Here is a 19,406-nt window from a genome sequence, read left to right as displayed (position 1 = left end):
GATTCTCCTGTGGCAATCATGGGGAGCACCATGCTGCTTCAAGTGAGAAGTGACATGGCAATCTTGCACCAATAAGGATCATTCATGATTTTTTATGCACTTTTGAGGTGCTTTGGAAGGTAGTGAGCACCATTTTGCGGCATGGTTATGGACTTATATCGATCTTGACATGGCTAAAAAACATTAATATTTCATATATTTAGCTTTTAGTTTCCATGGTCTTGCGCCATTTTGGCACGTTGTCTGCATTAAAGAGTGCAGAGTGTAAAAGTATCCATTCGTTAATGCTGCCATGGGCAATGTTGCCGGGGCATGCTAAAAACGGTGCTGGACACGCAAGCCAACGATTCGAGCAAAATGCTCATATAGTGGAGGACATCATGTCTGAGAAGACCCTCGCCCTGATTGAAGAACACGACATCAAATGGGTTGATCTGCGCTTTACCGACACCAAGGGCAAGGAGCAGCACGTTACGATTCCGGCTCGCACTGTCGACGAGGAATTCTTCGAAAACGGTCAGATGTTCGATGGTTCCTCCATTGAGGGCTGGAAGGGCATCAACGAGTCCGACATGATCCTGCGTCCGGAAGACGGTACCGCCTTCCTCGACCCGTTCACCGAAGATGCCACCTTGGTGCTGCGCTGCGACATCATCGAACCTGCCACCATGCAGGGCTACGAACGCGATCCTCGCTCCATCGCCAAGCGTGCCGAAGCCTATCTGCAGTCCACTGGCCTTGGCGACACCGCCTTCTTCGGCCCGGAGCCCGAATTCTTCATCTTCGACGAAGTGCACTGGAAGGCCGACATCGAAGGCGCCATGTACAAGATCTCCTCCGAAGAGGGTGCCTGGTCGACCGACCGTGCCGTCGAAGGAGGCAACCTGGCCCACCGTCCGCGCGTCAAGGGCGGCTACTTCCCGGTTCCGCCAGTGGATAGCTTTCATGACATCCGCAGCGCGATGTGCAACACCCTGGAAGCGATCGGCCAGAGCGTCGAAGTGCATCACCACGAAGTGGCTAACGCCGGCCAGAACGAGATCGGCGTCAAGTTCAACACCCTGGTGAAGAAGGCCGACGAAGTTCAGGAAATGAAGTACGTCATCCACAACGTGGCTCATGCCTACGGCAAGACTGCGACCTTCATGCCCAAGCCGCTGGTGGGTGACAACGGTTCCGGTATGCACGTACACCAGTCGTTCTGGAAGGATGGTGCCAACCAGTTCGCCGGCGACCAGTACGCGGGCCTGTCGGAAATGGCGCTCTACTATATCGGCGGCATCATCAAGCATGCACGTGCCCTGAACGCCTTCACCAACGCTTCTACCAACTCCTACAAGCGTCTGGTGCCAGGCTTCGAAGCGCCGGTCATGCTCGCCTACAGTGCGCGTAACCGCTCCGCCTCCATCCGTATCCCTTACACCGCGAGCCCCAAGGGCAAGCGTGTCGAGTGTCGCTTCCCCGATCCGACCGCCAATCCCTACCTGGCATTCTCGGCGATGTTGATGGCCGGTATCGACGGCATCAAGAACAAGATTCATCCTGGCGATGCCATGGACAAGAACCTCTATGACCTGCCGCCGGAAGAGGGCAAGAAGGTGCCGACCGTGGCCGTCAGCCTCGACCAGGCGCTGGATGCACTGGACAAGGATCGTGCCTTCCTCACCGAGGGTGGCGTGTTCACCGACGACATGATCGATGCCTACATCGAGCTCAAGGGCGAGGACGTGGAGCGCATGCGCATGACCACCCACCCCATCGAGTTCGACATGTACTACAGCTGCTGATACGTCGCAGCCAGTACGAGACGGCAGTAGCAAAGGGTTCCGCCATGGCGGAACCCTTTTTTGCGTGTCACTATTCATCTTGATATGACACATGGCCATATCTGTTCTTGCCTGGCGCTCATGCCGCCTTTTCCATGGCCTTTCCGCAAGGAGCGGTGATGTCGATACGTATGCTCGTGATACTCGTGATGCTGATCTGCCCGGTGGTATCTCAGGCGACGTCCATCTATCGCTCCACCGATGCCCAGGGTAACGTGATCTTCAGCGACCAGCCCAGGCAAGGTGGCGAGCGCATCGAGCTCAATCCGCTGACGGTGATCCCGACACGCCAGCCGGAATTGCGTCCAGCGCCGGCACAGCTACAGGCGCCCGCCGCCTCTCGGCAGGGCGCGGTATCGGCCCCATTCATGCCATACTCCAGCTTTCGTATCGTGACTCCCCGCAACGAAGAGACGCTGCAGACCGGGCATGCTGGTAACGTCCAGGTGCAAGTGGGTATCGAGCCTGCGCTACGCGACGATCATCAGATCCGGCTGCTGGTGAACGATCAGGTGAGCCAATCGGCACTACATAGCGATGTCTTCATGCTCACCAATCTGGATCGTGGCGAGCACATTCTCGAGGCTGAACTACTTGATGGTCGCGGCCAGGTGCGCCATCGCAGTGCGCCCGTGACCCTCTACGTGCAGCGTGCCAGCGTCAACCTGCCGCAGAACCCCAATAACCCCAATAACCCCAACTAGCCTCTCCCCTGTTGTCTTCGCCCACTTCATTGACCTCGCTTCTTGGCACTGAACCTCGGCGATGTAATGACGGTGATGAAGTCACATTTGCACTCCAATGATTGCCCTTCTCCCCGCTTAAGCACCAAAATAGTGCGTTCAGGGTTTCTGCACCCCCCTGGAACGTCAGTGCCACGCATTGAGCCGCTTGGCGCGCTTCTTGCACATGAATAGTGAAAATCGCGAGTGTGGGCTGCACCATGTATCAACGATTGCTGGAACATCTGACCACGGCGGTGCTGCTGCTCGACGGTACCCTGCGTTTGAGGTGGATGAACCCCGCCGCCGAGGCGCTGCTGGCGGTGAGTCTTGGCCGAGTCCAGGGGACGCGCCTGGAGACGCTGGAGGGGATCGATGGCGCGGTGGCTGAGGTGCTGATCAAGGCGCGTGTCGAGTTTCATCCCTTCACCCAGCGTGAGGCGCTGCTGCCGGTGCCGGGGGGCGAGACCATTACCGTCGACTTTACCGTGACGCCGCTTTCAGACGATGAGCTGCTGCTCGAGATCGAGCCGCGTGACCGGCTGCTGCGAATCTCCCGCGAAGAGGCATTGGTGGCGCGCCAGGAGACGATCAAGACCCTGACCCGAGGACTCGCCCACGAAATCAAGAATCCCCTGGGGGGAATTCGAGGCGCGGCACAACTTCTTGAGCGCGACCTGCCCAACCCCCAGCTCGTCGAGTTCACCCGCATCATCGTCGAGGAGGCCGACCGGCTGCGCGATCTGGTCGATCGCATGCTTGGACCCAATCAAGTGGCGCGCCATGCACCGCTCAACGTTCACCGTGTGCTCGAGCGAGTACGCACCCTGTTGATCGCCGAGCAGAGCAGTGTCGAGATCGTGCGCGACTACGACCCCAGCCTGCCCGACTTGATCGGTGATGAGCCGCGCATGATCCAGGCGGTGCTCAATGTGGCGCGCAATGCGGTCGAGGCGATGACCGAGAGCGGCACCGAGGCCCCGCAGCTGGTGTTTCGCACCCGCGCCCGTCGCCAGTTCACCCTGGGGGCCGATCGCCATCGGCTGGTCTGCGAAGTGGCAATCATCGACAACGGGCCGGGTATTCCCCCTGCGCTGCGCGAGACCCTGTTCTATCCGATGGTCTCTGGACGCGCCGAAGGCAGCGGTTTGGGACTCTCCATCGCCCAGTCGATACTGTATCAACATCATGGATTGATCGAGTGCGACTCAGAACCTGGGCGTACCGAATTTCGCCTGCTCACGCCGCTGGAGGTCACCTGATGTCCAGCGCCATTCGCTATCTCGCCATTACCTATCTTGACGCCCGCAGGAGGCCCGCATGACTGATCCCGCGCGTATCGTTATCGTCGACGACGACCGTGCCATTCGCTGGGTACTGGAGCGCGCCCTGGCGCAGCCGGATCTCGAGGTGGAGAGTTTCGAGCGCGCCGACAGCGCGCTGGATAGCCTGATCAAGCGGCCTCCCGATGTGTTGGTGACCGACATCCGCATGCCCGGGCTCGATGGCCTGGACCTGATGGCCAAAGTGCGCGAGGCGCATCCCGACCTGCCGGTGATCGTGATGACCGCGCACTCGGACCTCGACAGTGCGGTGGCTTCCTATCAGGGCGGCGCCTTCGAATACCTGCCCAAGCCATTCGATGTCGACGAGGCGCTGGCACTGGTGCGCCGCGCCGTGGCCCATGCCCGCGAGCGGCAGAGTCCGGCGGTGGCACCGGAGGGGCTGTCGGCGGAGATCATCGGCGAGGCGCCGGCCATGCAGGAGGTGTTCCGCGCCATTGGGCGCCTGGCCCAGTCGCACATCACCGTGCTGATCAACGGCGAGTCGGGGACCGGCAAGGAGCGGGTGGCCCAGGCGCTGCATCAGCACAGCCCGCGCTCCGGCAAGCCGTTCATCGCGCTCAACATGGCGGCGATCCCCAAGGATCTCATGGAGTCCGAGCTGTTCGGCCACGAGAAGGGCGCCTTCACTGGCGCCACCGCCCAACGCCGCGGACGTTTCGAGCAGGCCGATGGGGGAACCCTTTTCCTCGACGAGATCGGCGACATGCCGCCGGATACCCAGACACGCCTGCTGCGCGTGCTGGCCGATGGCGAGTTCTACCGTGTGGGGGGACATGTCTCGGTCAGAGCCGACGTGCGTATCATCGCTGCCACCCACCAGAACCTCGAGTCGCTGGTCCAGGATGGGCGCTTTCGCGAGGACCTCTTCCACCGCCTCAACGTGATCCGTATCCACCTGCCGCGTCTCTCCGAGCGCCGCGAGGACATTCCGCGCCTAGCCCAGCACTTCCTGGCCGAGGCCGCCCGCGAGCTCTCCACCGAAGGCAAGGTGCTGACCAAGGAGGCCGAACAGCACCTGACCCGCATGCCCTGGCCGGGCAACGTGCGCCAGCTGGAGAATACCTGCCGCTGGCTGACGGTGATGGCCTCCGGACGCGAGATCCTGGTCGACGACCTGCCGCCGGAGCTGCGCAGCACCGAAGGCACCGAGAGTGCCTCCGGTGACTGGCGCGCGGCCTTCCGCGACTGGGCCGATCGCGCCCTGGCGGCCGGCCATACCCACCTGCTGGAGGAGGCGGTGCCGGATTTCGAACGCATCCTGATCGAGACGGCGCTGAAGCACACCGGGGGGCGCAAGGGCGAGGCGGCGGAGCTGCTGGGCTGGGGGCGCAACACCCTGACCCGCAAGGTCAAGGTGCTGCTGCCGGCGCTGGCGGAAGATTGAGGGCTGCCGTCAGTGTCTCGATAGCCAGCTGTCGAGCTGGGCACGCGACAGCTCACCGACATGCTGCTCAAGTACCCGGCCGTTGGTGTCGAACAGCAGAGTGGTGGGCAGGCCGGGCGACTCGGTGAGCACCATCAGCTCTTGGCGAGGATCGAGCAGCGCATAGCGAAAATCGAGACCCTGCTCGTCAAGGTAACGGGCCGCCTGGAGAAGATCCTCGCCCTGGTTGACGATCACCACGGCCACGTCGTCACGCTGGTCGGCCTCGGCCAGTAGCGGCATCTCGCGCAGGCAGGGCGGGCACCAGGTGGCCCAGAGGTTGATCAGTACCCGCTCGCCGGTCAGCTCGCGCAGGTTGATCGATTCGCCGTCGAGGTTCTCAAGCGTCAGGTCGGGCAGCTCCTGCAGGGCGGCACCGCTGCCCAGCGGGGCAAGGGTGACCAGGGCCAGCCACAGCGCCGAGACCCCGATCAGCAAGCCCATGGCGCTGACCATCTTGAGCAGATGCTCGCGCAGCGCCCAGCCGGTCCAGATCAGCGCCGCCAGTAGCCCCCACAGCCCGTGGTAACCGGGTTGCCAGAGCTTGACGATATCCAGTGGTGCGGCGGCATAGGCCTCGAAATGGGTGAACACGTGGCCTAGACGTGCACCCAGCAACCAGACGATCAGCAGGGTGTTGAACCAGCGCGCATGGGTACTGCGCGGCAGGCCGAGCAGGGCGAGGCTTACCAGTAACAGCGTCAAGGCCGCGGCAAAGGTATACAGCCGAGGTAGCGAAATCAGGACCGGGCCGAGGGCAATCGCATCCATTGGGTATCGGGGCTCCACTGTGACGGGCTCGGCGGCCGAGGCTGGCCGCGTTACACTAGGCTCCAAGCCTACTGTTACGGCCTTGGGCTGTCACCTGATTGCCTGCCGTAAGCCATAGACGTTGGGGAGCCTGCATGGCCAAGCCTGCCTTCGATACGCTGCGTGCCCTGGCCATTGCCAGTCAGGCGCTGGGGTTCATCGCGATCATTACTCTGGAAACCGTGCTGGGCGATGCCGCCCGGCCCTGGCAGGGCATGACACTGGCACTGATGATTGCATCGGCGCTGGCTATCGCCCTGGTGCGGCTCTATCGTCGCAACAAGCAGCGCAAGGTATCTCGCGGCGAGTGACTGAACGTCGAGCACGAACCCGCGGTCATTGCCAGGCCGCCAGCAGGCGCAAATGCCTTTCGCGGGCCTGCGAAGGGGTGATGGCGCGTAGCCTTACCTCATGTCCTGGCAAGCATTGCGCCAGGCTGGCGCAGGCCTCGGGGGTCAATGCACCGAGCCGCGGGTAGCCACCGATCGTCTGGCGGTCGTTGAGCAGCACGATGGGCTGGCCGTCGGGGGGCACCTGAACGGCCCCCAGCGGGATGCCTTCGGAGACCATGCTGCGCTGTTTGCTGCGCAGCATCGGGCCCAGCAGCCTGACCCCCATGCGGTCGGCGCGGTTGTCGACCTGCCATGTGCGGTTGAAGGCCAGAAACAGGCTGTGACCGGGGAACCGGCCGATCTGCGAGCCAGGTACCAGAGAGAGTGCCACGCCTGGTGAGGGCATGGTGAAAGGGGCCCTTGGCAGGTGGCGCTGTGGTGTCTCGCCGCCTCGCCAGGCGAGGCCGTCGCCCGCCTTCAGCGGGCTGCCATCCTCATGCAAGCCACCCAGCTGTTCACGTACCACGGTGGATGCACTGTCCAGCACCGTGGGGGCGTGAAGGCCGCCGGGAAAGGCCAGGTAGGCGCGCAGCCCGAATACCGGCTGGCGGAAGGTGAGCCGCTGCCCCGGCACCACCTGGAAGCTGGTGCCGGGGGTGAGGGGGGTGTCATCCAGCGTCGCTTCCAGGTCCGCGCCGGTAAGCGCCAGGCGTGCTTGGCGCTCTACGCGCAGGGTCAGCCCGCCGCCGAGCACGATCTCAAGCCCGGCGCTACCGACGGGGTTGCCAAGCAGCCAGTTGGCCCAGCCCAACGAGATCCAGTCGGCCGCGCCGCCTTGGGTCACGCCCATGTGCCGAACCCCTTGCCGGCCGCCATCCTGCACCAGGGCGAGGGGGCCGGCGCGCTCGACCACCATGCCTATCAATGAAGTGCCGCTCATCCGCGCTCTCCCAGCGGCGCGGTGTCGCCACCCAGCGCTTCGAATTCGTGGCGCGAAATGGCCGTGAAGCGAACCCGGTCGCCGGGGCGCATCAGGCTCTCTCCCCGGGTGCGATCGAACAGCACCACCGGCGAGCGGCCGAGGATGTTCCACCCCCCCGGCGAGCGCAGCGGATAGATCGCCGTCTGGCGGTCGGCGATGCCCACGCTGCCGGCGGCCACCTTCTGGCGTGGCGTCTTGAGGCGTGGAGTGGCCAGTGCCTCCTCGACCAATCCCATGAAGGCGTAGCCCGGTGCGAAGCCCAGCGCGAAGACATGGTAGTCGTGAGCGCAGTGGCGGGCGATCAGCTCATCGGTGGTGATCCCGATGCGCTTGGCCAGGCGGGGCAGCTCGGGCCCCACGCTCTCGTGGTACCAGACCGGTACGTCGTGGCATTGCCCCTCGCTGGTGTCGGCAGGGGTGAGCCCCTCGAGGGAGCGTTCGATGCGTGCCCTGGCCTCGCCATGAGAGAGTTGCCGGCAGTCGTAATGGACGAGTAGCGTAGTGTAAGAGGGCACCAGATCGATCAGGGTATCGCCGAGCGCCTCCCGCAAGGCGCTGTCGGCGGCCAGTATCCACGGCATGTTGTCCTCGTCGATGGTATCGAAAAGCCGTACCATCAGGTTATCCATGGCGGCGGTTTCGAGGCGTACCTTCACGCGCCGTCGAGCTCGGCAAATGCCTGGCGGATCGCCTGTACCGAGGCCACCGATTCGGCATTGTCGCCATGCACGCAGATGCTGTCCGAAGGCAGGGTCAGCAGGCTGCCGTCGCTTGCCAGCAGCGGCTCGCCTCGGGCCAGCTTCACGGCTTGCGCCACGATCACGTTCTGGTCGTGGTGCACGGCACCGGGCAAGCGGCGGGAGACGAGATGGCCGTCAGCATCGTAGGCACGGTCGGCAAACGTCTCGAACCAGATGTCGATCCCCACCCTGGCGGCTAGTTGTCGCACCGGCTCGGGTTCGGCGGTGGACATCAGCATCAGCGGTAGCGAAGCGTCGTAGAGCCTGACCGCACGCATGACCGCCTCGAGCAGCTGTGGGTCGCGGGCCATGTCGTTGTACAGCGCGCCATGCGGCTTGACGTAGCTCAGCTGGGATCCCTGGGCCTGGCAGATGCCGGCCAGCGCGCCGATCTGATAGAGCACCATATCCTCGACTTCGGCGGGGGAGCAGGCCATCGAGCGGCGGCCGAAGCCTACCAGGTCGGGGTAGGCGGGGTGAGCGCCGATTTTCACTTGGTGTTCGACAGCAAGCGCGACGGTGCGGCGCATCACATGGGGGTCAGAGGCGTGGAAGCCGCAGGCGATATTGGCGCAATCGACAAATGGCATGACCGCTTCATCGAGGCCGATCGTCCAGTTGCCGAAGCTTTCGCCCATATCGCAATTCAATAGGGGAATGGACATTGCTGCTCCTGTTTGGCAAAGCCATGTTTTTCTTATCGTGGATTAACAATATAAGAAGCGCTCCGGCAAGTTCCAATCGTTTTTGGCGATATTGAAAATCGGCCAGCCCGATCGAATCTAAAGGCACCGGGAAAACGGTTGACTGTGACAAGCGGGAGGCTTATCAAGTTATTTAGATGGTCTTACATAAATTCAACGAAGGAGTGACCATGAGCGTATCCGACCCGTTCCATCTTGCCGTTCAGGTAAGAGATATCGACGAAGCCCGAGAGTTCTATGGCAATTTCCTTGGCTGTCCTGAAGGGCGTTCATCGGAAAGCTGGGTAGATTTCAACCTCTTCGGTCACCAGTTCGTTTGTCACTTGAATCCGAAGCTCAAAGAGAGCTCGGTCGAGAATCACAAGAACCCGGTCGATGGCCATGGGGTTCCCGTGCCCCATTTCGGTGTGGTGCTCAAGATGGAGGCCTGGGAGGCGCTGGCCGACAAGCTGCGCGCCCACCATGTGCCGTTCGAGATCGAGCCTTACATCCGCTTCAAGGGCGAGCCCGGCGAACAGGCCACCATGTTCTTCTACGACCCCTCCGGCAATGCGCTGGAGTTCAAGGCGTTCAAGAACCGGGACGAGCAGCTCTTCAAGAAGTGATGGCCAAGGCTTGCAAGCCATGGCCTGAGCGGGCCATGGCGTGACGTCATGCTAGATTTCAAGGAACTCGAGGCCTTCGTGTGGGCGGTGCGGTTGGGGTCGTTTCGCAAGGCCGCCGTGCGCCTGCACCTCACCCAGCCGTCGGTTTCAGAGCGAATCTCGCGCCTGGAGAGTACGGTGGGCGAGCTGCTCCTGGAGCGCTCAGCCCGTCCGATACAGCCGACCATGCGTGGCCGCGAGTTCTTCGTGCATGCCGAACGGATGAATTGCGTCGCCATGAGCTTTCGCGCATCGAGCTCGAACGGCCACTGCCGGCCATGCACTACGACGTGATATGGCGCGTGGCCAACCACCCCCGCTTCTGTCGTGGCGTGGCCGCCATCGCCAGGGAGTGTTCGAGACACTACATGCAGGAACGTACCGTCCAGATGGCCGTAGCTGAGCTTGAAGCCACCTGGTTCCGGCTGAGCGGTTCACCCTCCGCCGAGTAATGTCAGTTTGAACTTACAACACCAATAACGAGGTAATACCACCATGCGCACTCCCTTTTCTCCTCTGCTGCTGGTCGCTGCCTGCTCTCTGGCCGCTGCGGCAACGGCACAGGCCGCCGAATGGAACATGGCCACTCCCTATGGCGATGCCAGCTTCCACACCCAGAATACCCGTCAGTTTGCCGAGGATGTCGCCGCGGCGACAGATGGCGAGCTGACCATCAATGTGCATAGCGGTGGTTCGCTGGTCGCGCACGGCGAGATCAAGCCCTCCGTGCGTCGCGGCACCATCGACGCCGGCGAAGTGTTCATGTCGGTACTCTCCAATGACGATCCGATCTTCGAGGTCGATACCCTGCCAGGGGTGGCGGGCAGCTACGAGGAGGCCTTCGCGCTGTGGCAGGCCACCAAGCCACTGATCACCGAACTTTTCGCCGCGGAGGGCTTGATGCCGCTGTATGCGGTGACCTGGCCATCTCAGGGCATCTATACCGACTTCGAACTGAGCGACCCCGATCAGTTCGAGGGACTGCGAGTCAGGGCGCCCAACATCAATACCCAGCGCTTCGTGCGCAATCTCGGCGGCAACCCCACCGAGACGGAGGAGTCCGATATTCCCACCGCCTTCAGTACCGGCCGCGTGGACGCCATGATCACCTCCGTCTCCACCGGCAACTCCATGACCGCCTGGGACTACGTTTCGCACTTCACCGATGCCAACCTGTGGCTACCCAAGAACATCATCTTCATCAACCGGCGCTCCTTCGACCGGCTCGACGAGGCGACCCAGGAGGCGCTGCTTGACGCTGCCGCGCGTGCCGAAGAGCGCGGCTGGCAGATGAGCCGCGACGACAGCGAGGCGAGTCGCCAGGCGCTGGAGGAGAACGGCATTACCGTCTCCGAGTCCAACGAGGAGGTCGCCGTAGCGCTGCAGGCCGCAGGCGATACGCTCTACGAGGAGTGGCAAGAGCGTGCCGGTGACGAGGCCAAGCAGGTGCTGGAGGAGTATCGCGCGCAGACGTCTGCCGAGTAGGGCATGACGCGCTTGCCGTGACCCGATGGTGCGGTGGCTGTCAGCCACCGCACCTCCCCGCTCAAGCCCTCCGCGAGACTGCGTCATGACCTTCAAATTCGACAAGCTCTATCGCCTCGGCGCCTGGGGCGCGGCCGCCTGCATGATCATCATCTGCGCGCTGATCGCCCTGCAGGTGACCTTTCGCGTGGTGGATGCGGCGCTGGTGCTGGTCGGCCTGCGCCGCCTGGGCCTCAGCATCACCGGGGTCTCCGAAATCGCCGCCTATCTGCTGGTGGGCGCCACCTTTCTGGGCCTGGCCTACACCTTCGTGCACCACGCCCATATCCGCGTCACGCTGTTGATCTCGCGCCTGCCTTCGGCCATCCGGGCGTGGTTCGAGGTGTTCACCCTGCTCATCGGTCTGGTGATCAGCCTGCTGCTCGGCTATGGCCTGATCGAGCTGGCTCGCGAGAGCCTGCAATACAACGACGTCTCCTCCGGATTTCTGTCGATTCCGCTGTGGATCCCCCAGACCGTGTTGGCCACCGGGGTGGCTCTGCTGTGCCTGGCGCTGGTCGAAGCGCTGCTCATGACCCTGCGCATCGCCATCCGCGACCCATCGAGCTTCCGCGAAGCCGCGGCGGTGGACGATTCCGAGCCACGCTGAGCCCTGTTCCAGCCCCTACCGCCTCTTGGAGACACTCACGTGCTGATACTGAGTCTGGCCACCGTCATTACCCTGGCCCTGCTGCTCGGCAGCGGCGTATGGATCGCCTTCGCGCTGATCGGTACCGCCTGGGTCGCCCTGCAGTTCTTCACGCCCTTCTCGCCGGGGCCTATCCTCGCCTCGGACTTCTGGAGCGCGAGTTACGGCTGGGATCTCACTGCCCTGCCGATGTTCATCTGGATGGGCGAGATCCTGTTCCGCTCGGGACTTGCCGACAACATGTTCCGCGGCCTCTCGCCCTGGCTCAACCGCCTTCCCGGGCGGCTGCTGCACACCAACATCATCGGCAGCGGCATGTTCGCCGCCGTTTGCGGCTCCTCGGCCGCGACTTGCGCCACCGTCGGCAAGATGACCCTGCCGGAGCTCGAGCGGCGCGGTTACGACAGCAACATGGCGATCGGCACCCTGGCCAGCGCCTCGACTCTGGGGCTGCTGATTCCGCCGTCGATCGTGCTGATCGTTTACGGCGTGGTCACCGAACAGTCGATCTCGCGCCTGTTCATGGCCGGCATCGGTCCGGGACTGATGATCCTTGCGCTGTTCATGAGCTACCTGATCGTCTGGGCGCTGCTCAAGGGTAATCGCGATGGGCTCACCGGCCAGGACGAGTCCTCGATGCCGATCGGCGAGAAGCTGCGCAACACCTTGGCGCTGGTGCCGATCCTGCTGCTGATCGGCGGCATCATCACCTCGATCTATGGCGGGCTGGCCTCGCCCACCGAGGCCGCCGCGGTGGGGGTGGTGCTGTCGATGGCAATCGCCCGGTGGAACGGCAGCTTCGGTCTCGCCATCTTCCGCGAATCGCTGTTCGCGGCGGTACGCACCGCCTGCATGATCGCTTTCATCATCGCCGGGGCCTCGTTTCTGACCTCGGCGATGGGCTTCACCCAGGTGCCGATGCAGCTCGCCCGGGCGATTGGCGAGCTGGGGCTGTCGCCCATGCTGCTGTTGGTCGCGCTCACCCTGCTGCTGCTGGTGATGGGCTGCTTCCTCGACGGGATTTCGCTGATCCTGCTGGTCACGGCGATCATCATGCCGCTGGTTAGCGCTGCGGGCTTCGACCTGATCTGGTTCGGTATCTATCTGGTGATCGTGGTCGAGATGTCGCAGATCACGCCACCGGTGGGCTTCAACCTGTTCGTCATCCAGGGGCTGACCGGCAAGGATATCCTCACCATCACCAAGGCGACGCTACCGTTCTTCCTGCTGATGCTGCTCTCGATTGCGCTGATGTACTGGTTCCCGGAGATCGCGCTCTACCTGCCCCAGGCGATGTCGCGCTGACAGGAGCAATGAGCGAGCAGGACGACAGGAAGGCGCTGCGCTGAGGGCCGAAGCCCTCGCCGATTAGGTGATGGAGCTCGTAGAGCTCCATGGCGATGAAGGCCGCGCCCAGCGCGAAGGTGACGCACAGCCAGAGGTTGAGCTGGCGTACCCGGGGCAGGAGCTAGGCAGCACACTTGTGAATGGATAATATTTAGCCTGCTAAAAATTATCCATTAGCATTTGCCGGAAAAGTGATGTTTGCCGTAGGGGCGGGGCTGGTGCGTCAGGACGGCGCAGCCGAGCTGTTGCAGGAAGAGGTGGATACCGGGCGGCAATTACGGTTCTTGCGCGCTCCCTTGTGCCAGGGCGTGCAGGGCACGCTCCAGCCCGTCAAGATCGCAGCTGGTGATCACATCGGCGGGGAAGGGGGAGATCGCTAGGTCAGCGGCAATGCCCACGAAGCGGGTGCCATTGCCGCTGGCGGTGCGGTAGTCGTTGTAGGAGTCGCCGATCATCACCGTATGGCGCGCAGCGTGGCCGCGGCGAGCCAGGAGGTTGCGCATGCCGGTCACCTTGTCCGGCGGTGCGCCGATCACCTCATCGAAGCGCGGGGCCAGTTGACGTTTTTCGACGATGTCACGCAGCTCCGCCTCGGGCGTGGCGGAGAGCAGATAGAGCGGCAGGCGGCCATGCCAGCGTTCCAGGAACGCGCGGGCGCCGGCGATCTCGGGTGCCTCGAGGATGCGTGCCTCGACGGAGTGCTTGAAGCGTCGGCACAGCTCGGCGATATCCTTGTCGCTCACGCTTCGTCCCAGGATATGTCCTTCGATGTGCCGGAACTTGACCTCGCGGGGTTGGCCGCCACGGCGGCCCAGATAGGCGCGAATCGCCTGCCGATCGGCGCTCGGGTAATCATCGTATAGCGCGGCGAACGCCTCGCGCTTGAGGCTCGCCGAGTCGAGGATCACGCCGTCGAAATCGAATACCAAGGCATGAAAGGGGGGAAAGACCGTCACATCAGGGCTCCAGATAATGCCTCGCCCCACCATGGCGGAGGGGCAGGCTCTCCCGTTAGCTGCGTCCCACTCTTGCCTTGATCCACCCCTTGAGTGGCGTATTGCCGAGCAGCACCAGCACGATCACGCTGGTCAATATGAGCGACAAGGGGTTGGTGACCAATGCCGAGAGGAAACTGGTGGCATTGTCGCCGACCGAGGACATCGCCTGGCGGTAGGATTCGTCCAGCAGCGGGCCAAGGATCACACCGAGGATGATCGGCCCCATCTGGAAACCGAATACCTTGAGCCAGTAGCCGAGTATGCCGAAGCCGAGCATCCAGTAGACTTCCATCATATTGCTGTTGATCGAGTAGGTCCCCACCACACACAGCACCAGGATCAGCGGGATCAGTATCGCCTTGGGCACCTCGACGATCTTGGAAAAGATCTTGATGCCGGTCAGGCCGAAGACCAGCAGGAAGATGTTGGCCAGCGCCAGGTTGCCGACGGTGAACCAGAAGATATGCGGCGTCTCGATCATCAGCATCGGGCCGGGATTGAGGCCGTGAATCACCAGCGCCCCGATGATCACCGCCGTCACGGCGTCACCCGGCATGCCTAGCGTCAGCATCGGCACGTAGGCGCCGCCGACCGCGGCATTGTTGGCAGTCTCCGGGGCCACCAGCCCCTCGTAGGCGCCTTCGCCGAACGGACTGCTGGGATTCTTGACCGTGCGCTTGGCGTGGTCGTAGGCGAACAGCGAGGCGATGTCGCCGCCGGTGCCAGGGAGCGCGCCGACCACGACCCCGATCAATGAGGTGCGAATCGAGAGCGGCAGGAACTTCAGCACCATGCTCAGCGGCGGCAGGATCTTGCTGACCTTCTGCTTGACCGGGACCTTGGTCATGTTATGCAGCTGATAGAACGCCTCGGCCACCCCGAACAGCCCGATCATCACCACCACGTAGTGAATGCCGCCGAGCAGCTCCATGTTGCCAAGCGTCAGGCGTCCTTGGGCGGTGATCGGATCCATGCCCACCAGGCCGATGATGGCACCCAGTGCCACGGCGAAGATGCCGCGCGCCAACGACTTGCCGGAGAGCGAGCTGACCAGCAGCAGGCCGAGTATGGCGATCAGGAAGTAGTCACGAGGGGCGAACTGCAGCGCGAGATCCGAGAGGTAGGGCGCGGTGCCGGCGAGTACCGCCACCCCGATCAGCCCGCCGATCACCGACATGATGGTGCTCAGGCCGATGGCGCGACCCGCTTCGCCACGCAGGGCCAGGGGGTAGCCGTCGAAGGCCGTGGTCACCGCCGATGGAGCACCGGGAATGTTGAGCAGGATGGCGGTGCGCGAGCCGCCGTAGACCCCGCCCACGTAGATTCCCACCATCAGCGCCAGGGCACTGTCGATGTTCCACGAGAAGGTAAAGGAGATCAGGATCGAGACGGCCATGGTCACGGAGAGACCCGGTATCGCACCGATGTAGATGCCGGCCAGGACGCCGAGTGCCGTCAGGCCAAGCAGGCCCGGGTCCAGCCAGGCCATGAGCAGATAGGAGAGCGTATCACTCATTGGGTGCCTCGAAGGTCAGGGAAGATAGACGCGGAATACCATGGTGAACAGCACATAGATCACCGCGATGGCCACGCCGGTGATGACCAGCGAGCTGAGTATCTTGCCACCGCGGTAGTAGATGAAGAGCACCGCCAGGAAGATGAAGGTGCTGACGAAGAAGCTGAACCAGTTGATGGCGGCCAGGTAGGCCATCGACACGAGCGAGAAGACCACGATGTGTGGCTTGAAGTGCTCCTTGAGGAACACCTTGGTTTCCTGAGTGAACGAGGTGATCTCGGGATCGCGCCGCTTGCGGCGGTGGCTGACCAGAATGACCGCCGAGGCGGCCAGCATGATCAGGGCCAGCCCGGTCGGAAAGGAGCCGCCGGAGTTGAGCCTGAAGGCACCATCGATACGGTAGGCCTCGATGAGCACCCCGATACTGAAGAGACAGAGCAACCAGTCGAATAGCTTCTCACCCGCCTGGACTCGTTCGAATCGCTTGTTCATGCAAGACTCCAAGGCGCGAGGGACAGCATGCCCTTCGCGCCTTGTGGCAATTAGTGACTTAGGGGCGTGGAATGCCCAGCTCTTCCGGCGATACCTCGACGGCACCTGCGTCGAACATCGACCAGGCGGACACCGACTGCCAGCTATTTAGATACTCCTGCGCCTCTTCGCCGCGCAGGTTCAGCGACGCGGCGCCGAAGTTATCGAGAAACGACTGGAACTCGTCTGTCGCCACGGCATTCTGGTAGGCCTCCTCGAGGCGCGTCTTGATCTCGTCAGGCGTGTCCTGATGCACGAAGACGCCCCAGAACGGCCCCCAGGGCAGAAAGGATTCGATCGCCGGCAGCGCCTCGGTGATCGGCGCCACGCCAGGCAGCTCCTCGATTTCCTCGCTATTGATCACGGCCAGGCCCTTGAGGCGGCCACCACGGATCTGCTCGGCGACAGCGGAGAGGCTCAGTGGCATGAAGTCGATATGCTCGCCGAGCATGGCGGTAACGCCTGGGCCATCGCCCCCGAAGGTGACGGTACGCACGTCGAGCTCGTCCACCGCGTTGATCATGGCGTGAATGGTGCTTGGCAAGCCACCGGCACCGGTACCCCCCATGCGCAACTCACCCGGATTCTCATGGGCGTACTCGAGCAACTCGGCAAAGGTGTCGAAGGGGCTGTTCGGATGGGTAGCGATCACCACCAGGCCCTGGCCGATGATATTGACGGTATGCATGTCGTCATAGGTGAAATCGGCCAGCTCCATCACCGGATAGAGCTGGGGATTCTCGGCGCCGAACAGCAGGTTGTAGCCATCCGACCGCTGGCGCATCACGTGATTCATGCCGATCACGCCGGTGCCACCGGGGCGGTTGGTCAGTACCAGGGTGGTGCCGAGTTCCTCCTCCACATGCGGGGTCAGGCTGCGGATGATGTTGTCGGTGGCGCCACCGGCACCCCACTGGATGGTGCCTTGGATGTTGCGTTGCGGATAGTCGGCCATGGCACTGCCCGCCATGCCTAGCGAGGCGATGGCGAGCGTCAGGCCGGTAAGAGTCAATCTTGGCATAGTGTCCTCCGGGGGCGTCTGGTTATTGTCTGATTAAGCCGATCTTGACCGATTGTCGACGCCTTTTGGTATTGAATTGTGCAGTGATTCTGTTCGGCTAACGAACTTGCGTGCTGATAGCGAACAAACTAGAATTCCTTTCCAAAACTGTCAATGCATCATTGTCCCGTTGCGACCAAGGTAGTAAGGCTCTATTGGCTTCGAGCAGAGCCGAGGTCTACTCCAACGGCTTAGCCGGGACGCGCTAGTGTAATAGGAGAGCCTCGCAAGGTGGTAACCGTCAGCAGCGACGCTGCCAAGCGGGTCGGCCGGGACGGGGTTGGCAAAATAAATAGAACAGCCTCGCTACGCTGGGTGTCTCGACAAGGGCGCCCCTCATCAACATGCTCCATGCGGAGAACAATATGCGCGCCATTGCCACCGTCTCCCTGAGTGGGGATCTGAGATCCAAGTTGGAAGCCATTTCACGTGCCGGCTTCGAGGGCGTGGAGATATTCGAGAACGACCTGCTCTCCTTCGGTGGCCCCCCCGCGGAGCTGCGCGAGCTGTGCAAGTCACTCAATCTGGCGATCATCGCCTTCCAGCCATTTCGCGATTTCGAAGCGATGCCGGAGCCCCAGCGCAGCCGCAACATGCAACGTGCCGAGCGCAAGTTCGACCTGATGGAGGAGCTCGGCACCGATTTCTTGCTAGTGTGCAGCAACGTCTCGCCACAGTGCATCGATAGCCTGGACCGGGCCGCCGAGGACCTGCGCGAACTGGCCGAACGCGCGGCCAAGCGCGGCATTCGCATCGGTTTCGAGGCGCTGGCCTGGGGGCGGCATATTTCCGATTACCGCGACGCCTGGGAGGTCGTGCGCAGGGCCGACCATCCCTCCTTGGGCATCGTGCTCGACAGTTTCCATATCCTCTCGCGTGGCCACGATCTCTCCACCATCGCCAAAATCCCGCGCGAGAAGCTGTTCTTCGTGCAGGTTGCCGATGCGCCGCAACTCGACATGGATATTCTGCAGTGGAGCAGGCACTTCCGCTGCTTTCCGGGCCAGGGGCGCCTGCCGCTCAAGGCCTTCATGACCGAGCTCTCCAAGACCGGCTATGACGGCCCGCTATCGCTCGAGATATTCAACGACGCCTTCCGCGCCGGGCCCGCCCAGGCCACCGCTCGCGACGGCCTGCGCTCGCTGATCCTGCTCGAGAATCTGGTGGAGGAGGGCCGCTGGGCGGGCGAGATTCCCCCGCCGCCGCACTATGCCGGCATCCACTTCATCGAGTTCACCCTCGACGAGGAGAGCGCCGCGCCGCTTGGCGAATTCATCGGGGCATTGGGCTTTCGCCACGTCGGCCGTCACCGCTCCAAGAATGTCGAGCTGTGGAAACAGGGCGCCATCCACCTGGTGCTCAACTTCGAGACCGACAGCTTCGCGCACACCTTTCGTCTGCTGCACGGCACCTCGGTGTGTGCGGTGGGCTTCCAGGTCGACAATCTGCAGACCTCCCTGGCGCGTGCCAAGGCTTTTCAGGCCCAGACCTTCCGCAGCCAGATCGGCGAGGGCGAGATGGAGATCCCGGCGCTGCGTGGTATCGAGGGCAGCCTGGTCTACCTGGTCGACAAGGAGGCCGCCAGCGACCTGCAGTGGCGCACCGATTTCGAGCTGTTCGATCAGGCGAGCCGCGACGAGGCTGGGCTCAAGCGGGTCGACCATCTCTCCTACGTGCTGCCGGCGACTCAGATGCTGGGCTGGCAGCTCTTTTACCGCACGGTGTTCGGCTTCGATGCCGAGGCGGAGCACGAGATCGTCGATCCACGCGGCTTGATGGTCAGCCAGGCGGTGACCAGCCCGGATGGCTCGATCCGCATTCCACTGACCATCTCCCAGGCCAGCGAGACGCTGCCGGGACGCTTCCTCAGCCAGTTTCAGGGCGGCGTGCAACAGATTGCCTTCGAGAGCGATGATATCTTCGCCTCCGTCGATACCTTGCTGGCCCGCGGGCTGCCGCTGCTCAAGATTCCGCGCAACTACTACGACGATCTGGAGGCGCGCTACGGGCTCGATGAGGCGCTGCTGGAGGCGCTGCGCACGCGTAACATCCTGTATGACCGCAGCGACGAGGGCGAATTCTTCCACGCCTATACCGAAACCTTCTCGGGACGCTTTTTCTTCGAGATCGTCGAGAGACGTGGCGGTTACCACCAGTTCGGCGCCGCCAATGCCGGCATTCGCCTGGCTGCGCAAGCAACCCAGCGTTAGCCATTGCTGACATGACAGCACAGAGCAGACAAGGAGAACCCC

The 19,406-nt window shown here is 62.8% G+C and carries 20 protein-coding genes and 1 pseudogene; 12 read left to right on the top strand and 9 right to left on the bottom strand.

What is annotated here, in order from left to right; translation table 11 throughout:
- Nucleotides 1-380 precede the first annotated feature (380 nt).
- The 4 genes from glnA to ntrC all read left to right on the top strand — a co-directional run bounded on the left by glnA (nt 381) and on the right by ntrC (nt 5,278).
- Nucleotides 381-1,787, top strand: coding sequence for a glutamate--ammonia ligase (glnA, locus tag HJD22_RS00255; RefSeq protein ID WP_208653895.1), 1,407 nt, complete (start codon nt 381-383; stop codon nt 1,785-1,787).
- Nucleotides 1,788-1,945: 158 nt separating this feature from the next.
- The gene (locus tag HJD22_RS00250) at nt 1,946-2,530 is read left to right on the top strand and encodes a DUF4124 domain-containing protein (protein WP_208653896.1); all 585 of its coding nucleotides are present in this window, start codon (nt 1,946-1,948) and stop codon (nt 2,528-2,530) included.
- Between the two features lie 239 nt (nt 2,531-2,769).
- Nucleotides 2,770-3,810, top strand: a complete 1,041-nt coding sequence (gene glnL, locus HJD22_RS00245) for a nitrogen regulation protein NR(II) (protein WP_208653897.1) — start codon at nt 2,770-2,772, stop codon at nt 3,808-3,810.
- A gap of 58 nt (nt 3,811-3,868) precedes the next feature.
- Nucleotides 3,869-5,278, top strand: a complete 1,410-nt coding sequence (gene ntrC / locus HJD22_RS00240) for a nitrogen regulation protein NR(I) (RefSeq protein WP_208653898.1) — start codon at nt 3,869-3,871, stop codon at nt 5,276-5,278.
- A 9-nt stretch (nt 5,279-5,287) separates the two neighbouring features.
- Here the strand turns inward: ntrC and HJD22_RS00235 are convergent, their stop codons facing one another.
- The gene (locus HJD22_RS00235; protein ID WP_208653899.1) at nt 5,288-6,088 is read right to left on the bottom strand and encodes a TlpA disulfide reductase family protein; all 801 of its coding nucleotides are present in this window, start codon (nt 6,086-6,088) and stop codon (nt 5,288-5,290) included.
- 134 nt (nt 6,089-6,222) lie between these two features.
- Here HJD22_RS00235 and HJD22_RS00230 point away from each other — a divergent pair, with 134 nt between their 5' ends.
- Nucleotides 6,223-6,438 carry a hypothetical protein gene (locus HJD22_RS00230; protein ID WP_208653900.1) on the top strand — a complete coding sequence of 72 codons (216 nt, stop codon included), beginning with the start codon at nt 6,223-6,225 and terminating at the stop codon, nt 6,436-6,438.
- A gap of 25 nt (nt 6,439-6,463) precedes the next feature.
- On the opposite strand, the gene HJD22_RS00225 is transcribed toward HJD22_RS00230, so the two are convergent.
- The 3 genes from HJD22_RS00225 to HJD22_RS00215 are packed head-to-tail and all read right to left on the bottom strand — an operon-like array spanning nt 6,464 to nt 8,846.
- Complete coding sequence (locus tag HJD22_RS00225; RefSeq protein ID WP_208653901.1) at nt 6,464-7,399, bottom strand: biotin-dependent carboxyltransferase family protein; 936 nt, start codon at nt 7,397-7,399, stop codon at nt 6,464-6,466.
- Nucleotides 7,396-8,097, bottom strand: a complete 702-nt coding sequence (locus tag HJD22_RS00220; RefSeq protein WP_208653902.1) for an allophanate hydrolase subunit 1 — start codon at nt 8,095-8,097, stop codon at nt 7,396-7,398. The genes HJD22_RS00225 and HJD22_RS00220 overlap by 4 nt, the downstream gene beginning before the upstream one ends.
- Entirely contained in the window at nt 8,094-8,846 is a 753-nt protein-coding gene (locus HJD22_RS00215) for a 5-oxoprolinase subunit PxpA (RefSeq protein WP_208653903.1), read from the bottom strand. The genes HJD22_RS00220 and HJD22_RS00215 overlap by 4 nt, the downstream gene beginning before the upstream one ends.
- A gap of 209 nt (nt 8,847-9,055) precedes the next feature.
- Here HJD22_RS00215 and HJD22_RS00210 point away from each other — a divergent pair, with 209 nt between their 5' ends.
- The 6 genes from HJD22_RS00210 to HJD22_RS00190 all read left to right on the top strand — a co-directional run bounded on the left by HJD22_RS00210 (nt 9,056) and on the right by HJD22_RS00190 (nt 13,007).
- A complete protein-coding gene (locus tag HJD22_RS00210; protein ID WP_208653904.1) occupies nt 9,056-9,490 on the top strand; it encodes a VOC family protein in 435 nt (144 codons plus the stop codon).
- Between the two features lie 48 nt (nt 9,491-9,538).
- A complete protein-coding gene (locus HJD22_RS17730) occupies nt 9,539-9,823 on the top strand; it encodes a LysR family transcriptional regulator (protein ID WP_248730035.1) in 285 nt (94 codons plus the stop codon).
- 8 nt (nt 9,824-9,831) lie between these two features.
- Complete coding sequence (locus HJD22_RS17725) at nt 9,832-9,981, top strand: hypothetical protein (protein ID WP_248730034.1); 150 nt, start codon at nt 9,832-9,834, stop codon at nt 9,979-9,981.
- 43 nt (nt 9,982-10,024) lie between these two features.
- The gene (locus HJD22_RS00200) at nt 10,025-11,014 is read left to right on the top strand and encodes a TRAP transporter substrate-binding protein (protein ID WP_208653905.1); all 990 of its coding nucleotides are present in this window, start codon (nt 10,025-10,027) and stop codon (nt 11,012-11,014) included.
- Nucleotides 11,015-11,099: 85 nt separating this feature from the next.
- A complete protein-coding gene (locus tag HJD22_RS00195; protein ID WP_208653906.1) occupies nt 11,100-11,663 on the top strand; it encodes a TRAP transporter small permease in 564 nt (187 codons plus the stop codon).
- Nucleotides 11,664-11,702: 39 nt separating this feature from the next.
- A complete protein-coding gene (locus HJD22_RS00190) occupies nt 11,703-13,007 on the top strand; it encodes a TRAP transporter large permease (protein ID WP_208653907.1) in 1,305 nt (434 codons plus the stop codon).
- A gap of 19 nt (nt 13,008-13,026) precedes the next feature.
- Here the strand turns inward: HJD22_RS00190 and HJD22_RS17720 are convergent.
- The 5 genes and pseudogenes from HJD22_RS17720 to HJD22_RS00170 form a co-directional block, all read right to left on the bottom strand.
- Nucleotides 13,027-13,161: pseudogene (locus HJD22_RS17720) on the bottom strand (cytochrome o ubiquinol oxidase subunit III); the annotation flags it as partial.
- 163 nt (nt 13,162-13,324) lie between these two features.
- On the bottom strand, nt 13,325-14,005 hold the full coding sequence (locus HJD22_RS00185; protein WP_248730033.1) for an HAD family hydrolase: 681 nt from the start codon (nt 14,003-14,005) through the stop codon (nt 13,325-13,327).
- A gap of 55 nt (nt 14,006-14,060) precedes the next feature.
- Nucleotides 14,061-15,563 carry a tripartite tricarboxylate transporter permease gene (locus HJD22_RS00180; protein ID WP_208653909.1) on the bottom strand — a complete coding sequence of 501 codons (1,503 nt, stop codon included), beginning with the start codon at nt 15,561-15,563 and terminating at the stop codon, nt 14,061-14,063.
- A gap of 15 nt (nt 15,564-15,578) precedes the next feature.
- Entirely contained in the window at nt 15,579-16,055 is a 477-nt protein-coding gene (locus HJD22_RS00175; protein WP_208653910.1) for a tripartite tricarboxylate transporter TctB family protein, read from the bottom strand.
- A gap of 58 nt (nt 16,056-16,113) precedes the next feature.
- Nucleotides 16,114-17,115, bottom strand: coding sequence for a tripartite tricarboxylate transporter substrate binding protein (locus HJD22_RS00170; RefSeq protein ID WP_208653911.1), 1,002 nt, complete (start codon nt 17,113-17,115; stop codon nt 16,114-16,116).
- A 404-nt stretch (nt 17,116-17,519) separates the two neighbouring features.
- On the opposite strand from HJD22_RS00170, the gene HJD22_RS00165 reads away from it, so the two are divergent.
- Nucleotides 17,520-19,364 carry a bifunctional sugar phosphate isomerase/epimerase/4-hydroxyphenylpyruvate dioxygenase family protein gene (locus HJD22_RS00165; protein ID WP_208653912.1) on the top strand — a complete coding sequence of 615 codons (1,845 nt, stop codon included), beginning with the start codon at nt 17,520-17,522 and terminating at the stop codon, nt 19,362-19,364.
- Nucleotides 19,365-19,406 lie beyond the last annotated feature (42 nt).

It is taken from the genome of Halomonas sp. TA22 (assembly GCF_013009075.1).
In the GTDB taxonomy this organism is placed as follows: domain Bacteria; phylum Pseudomonadota; class Gammaproteobacteria; order Pseudomonadales; family Halomonadaceae; genus TA22.
This window is presented reverse-complemented; position numbering and strand designations above follow the sequence as displayed.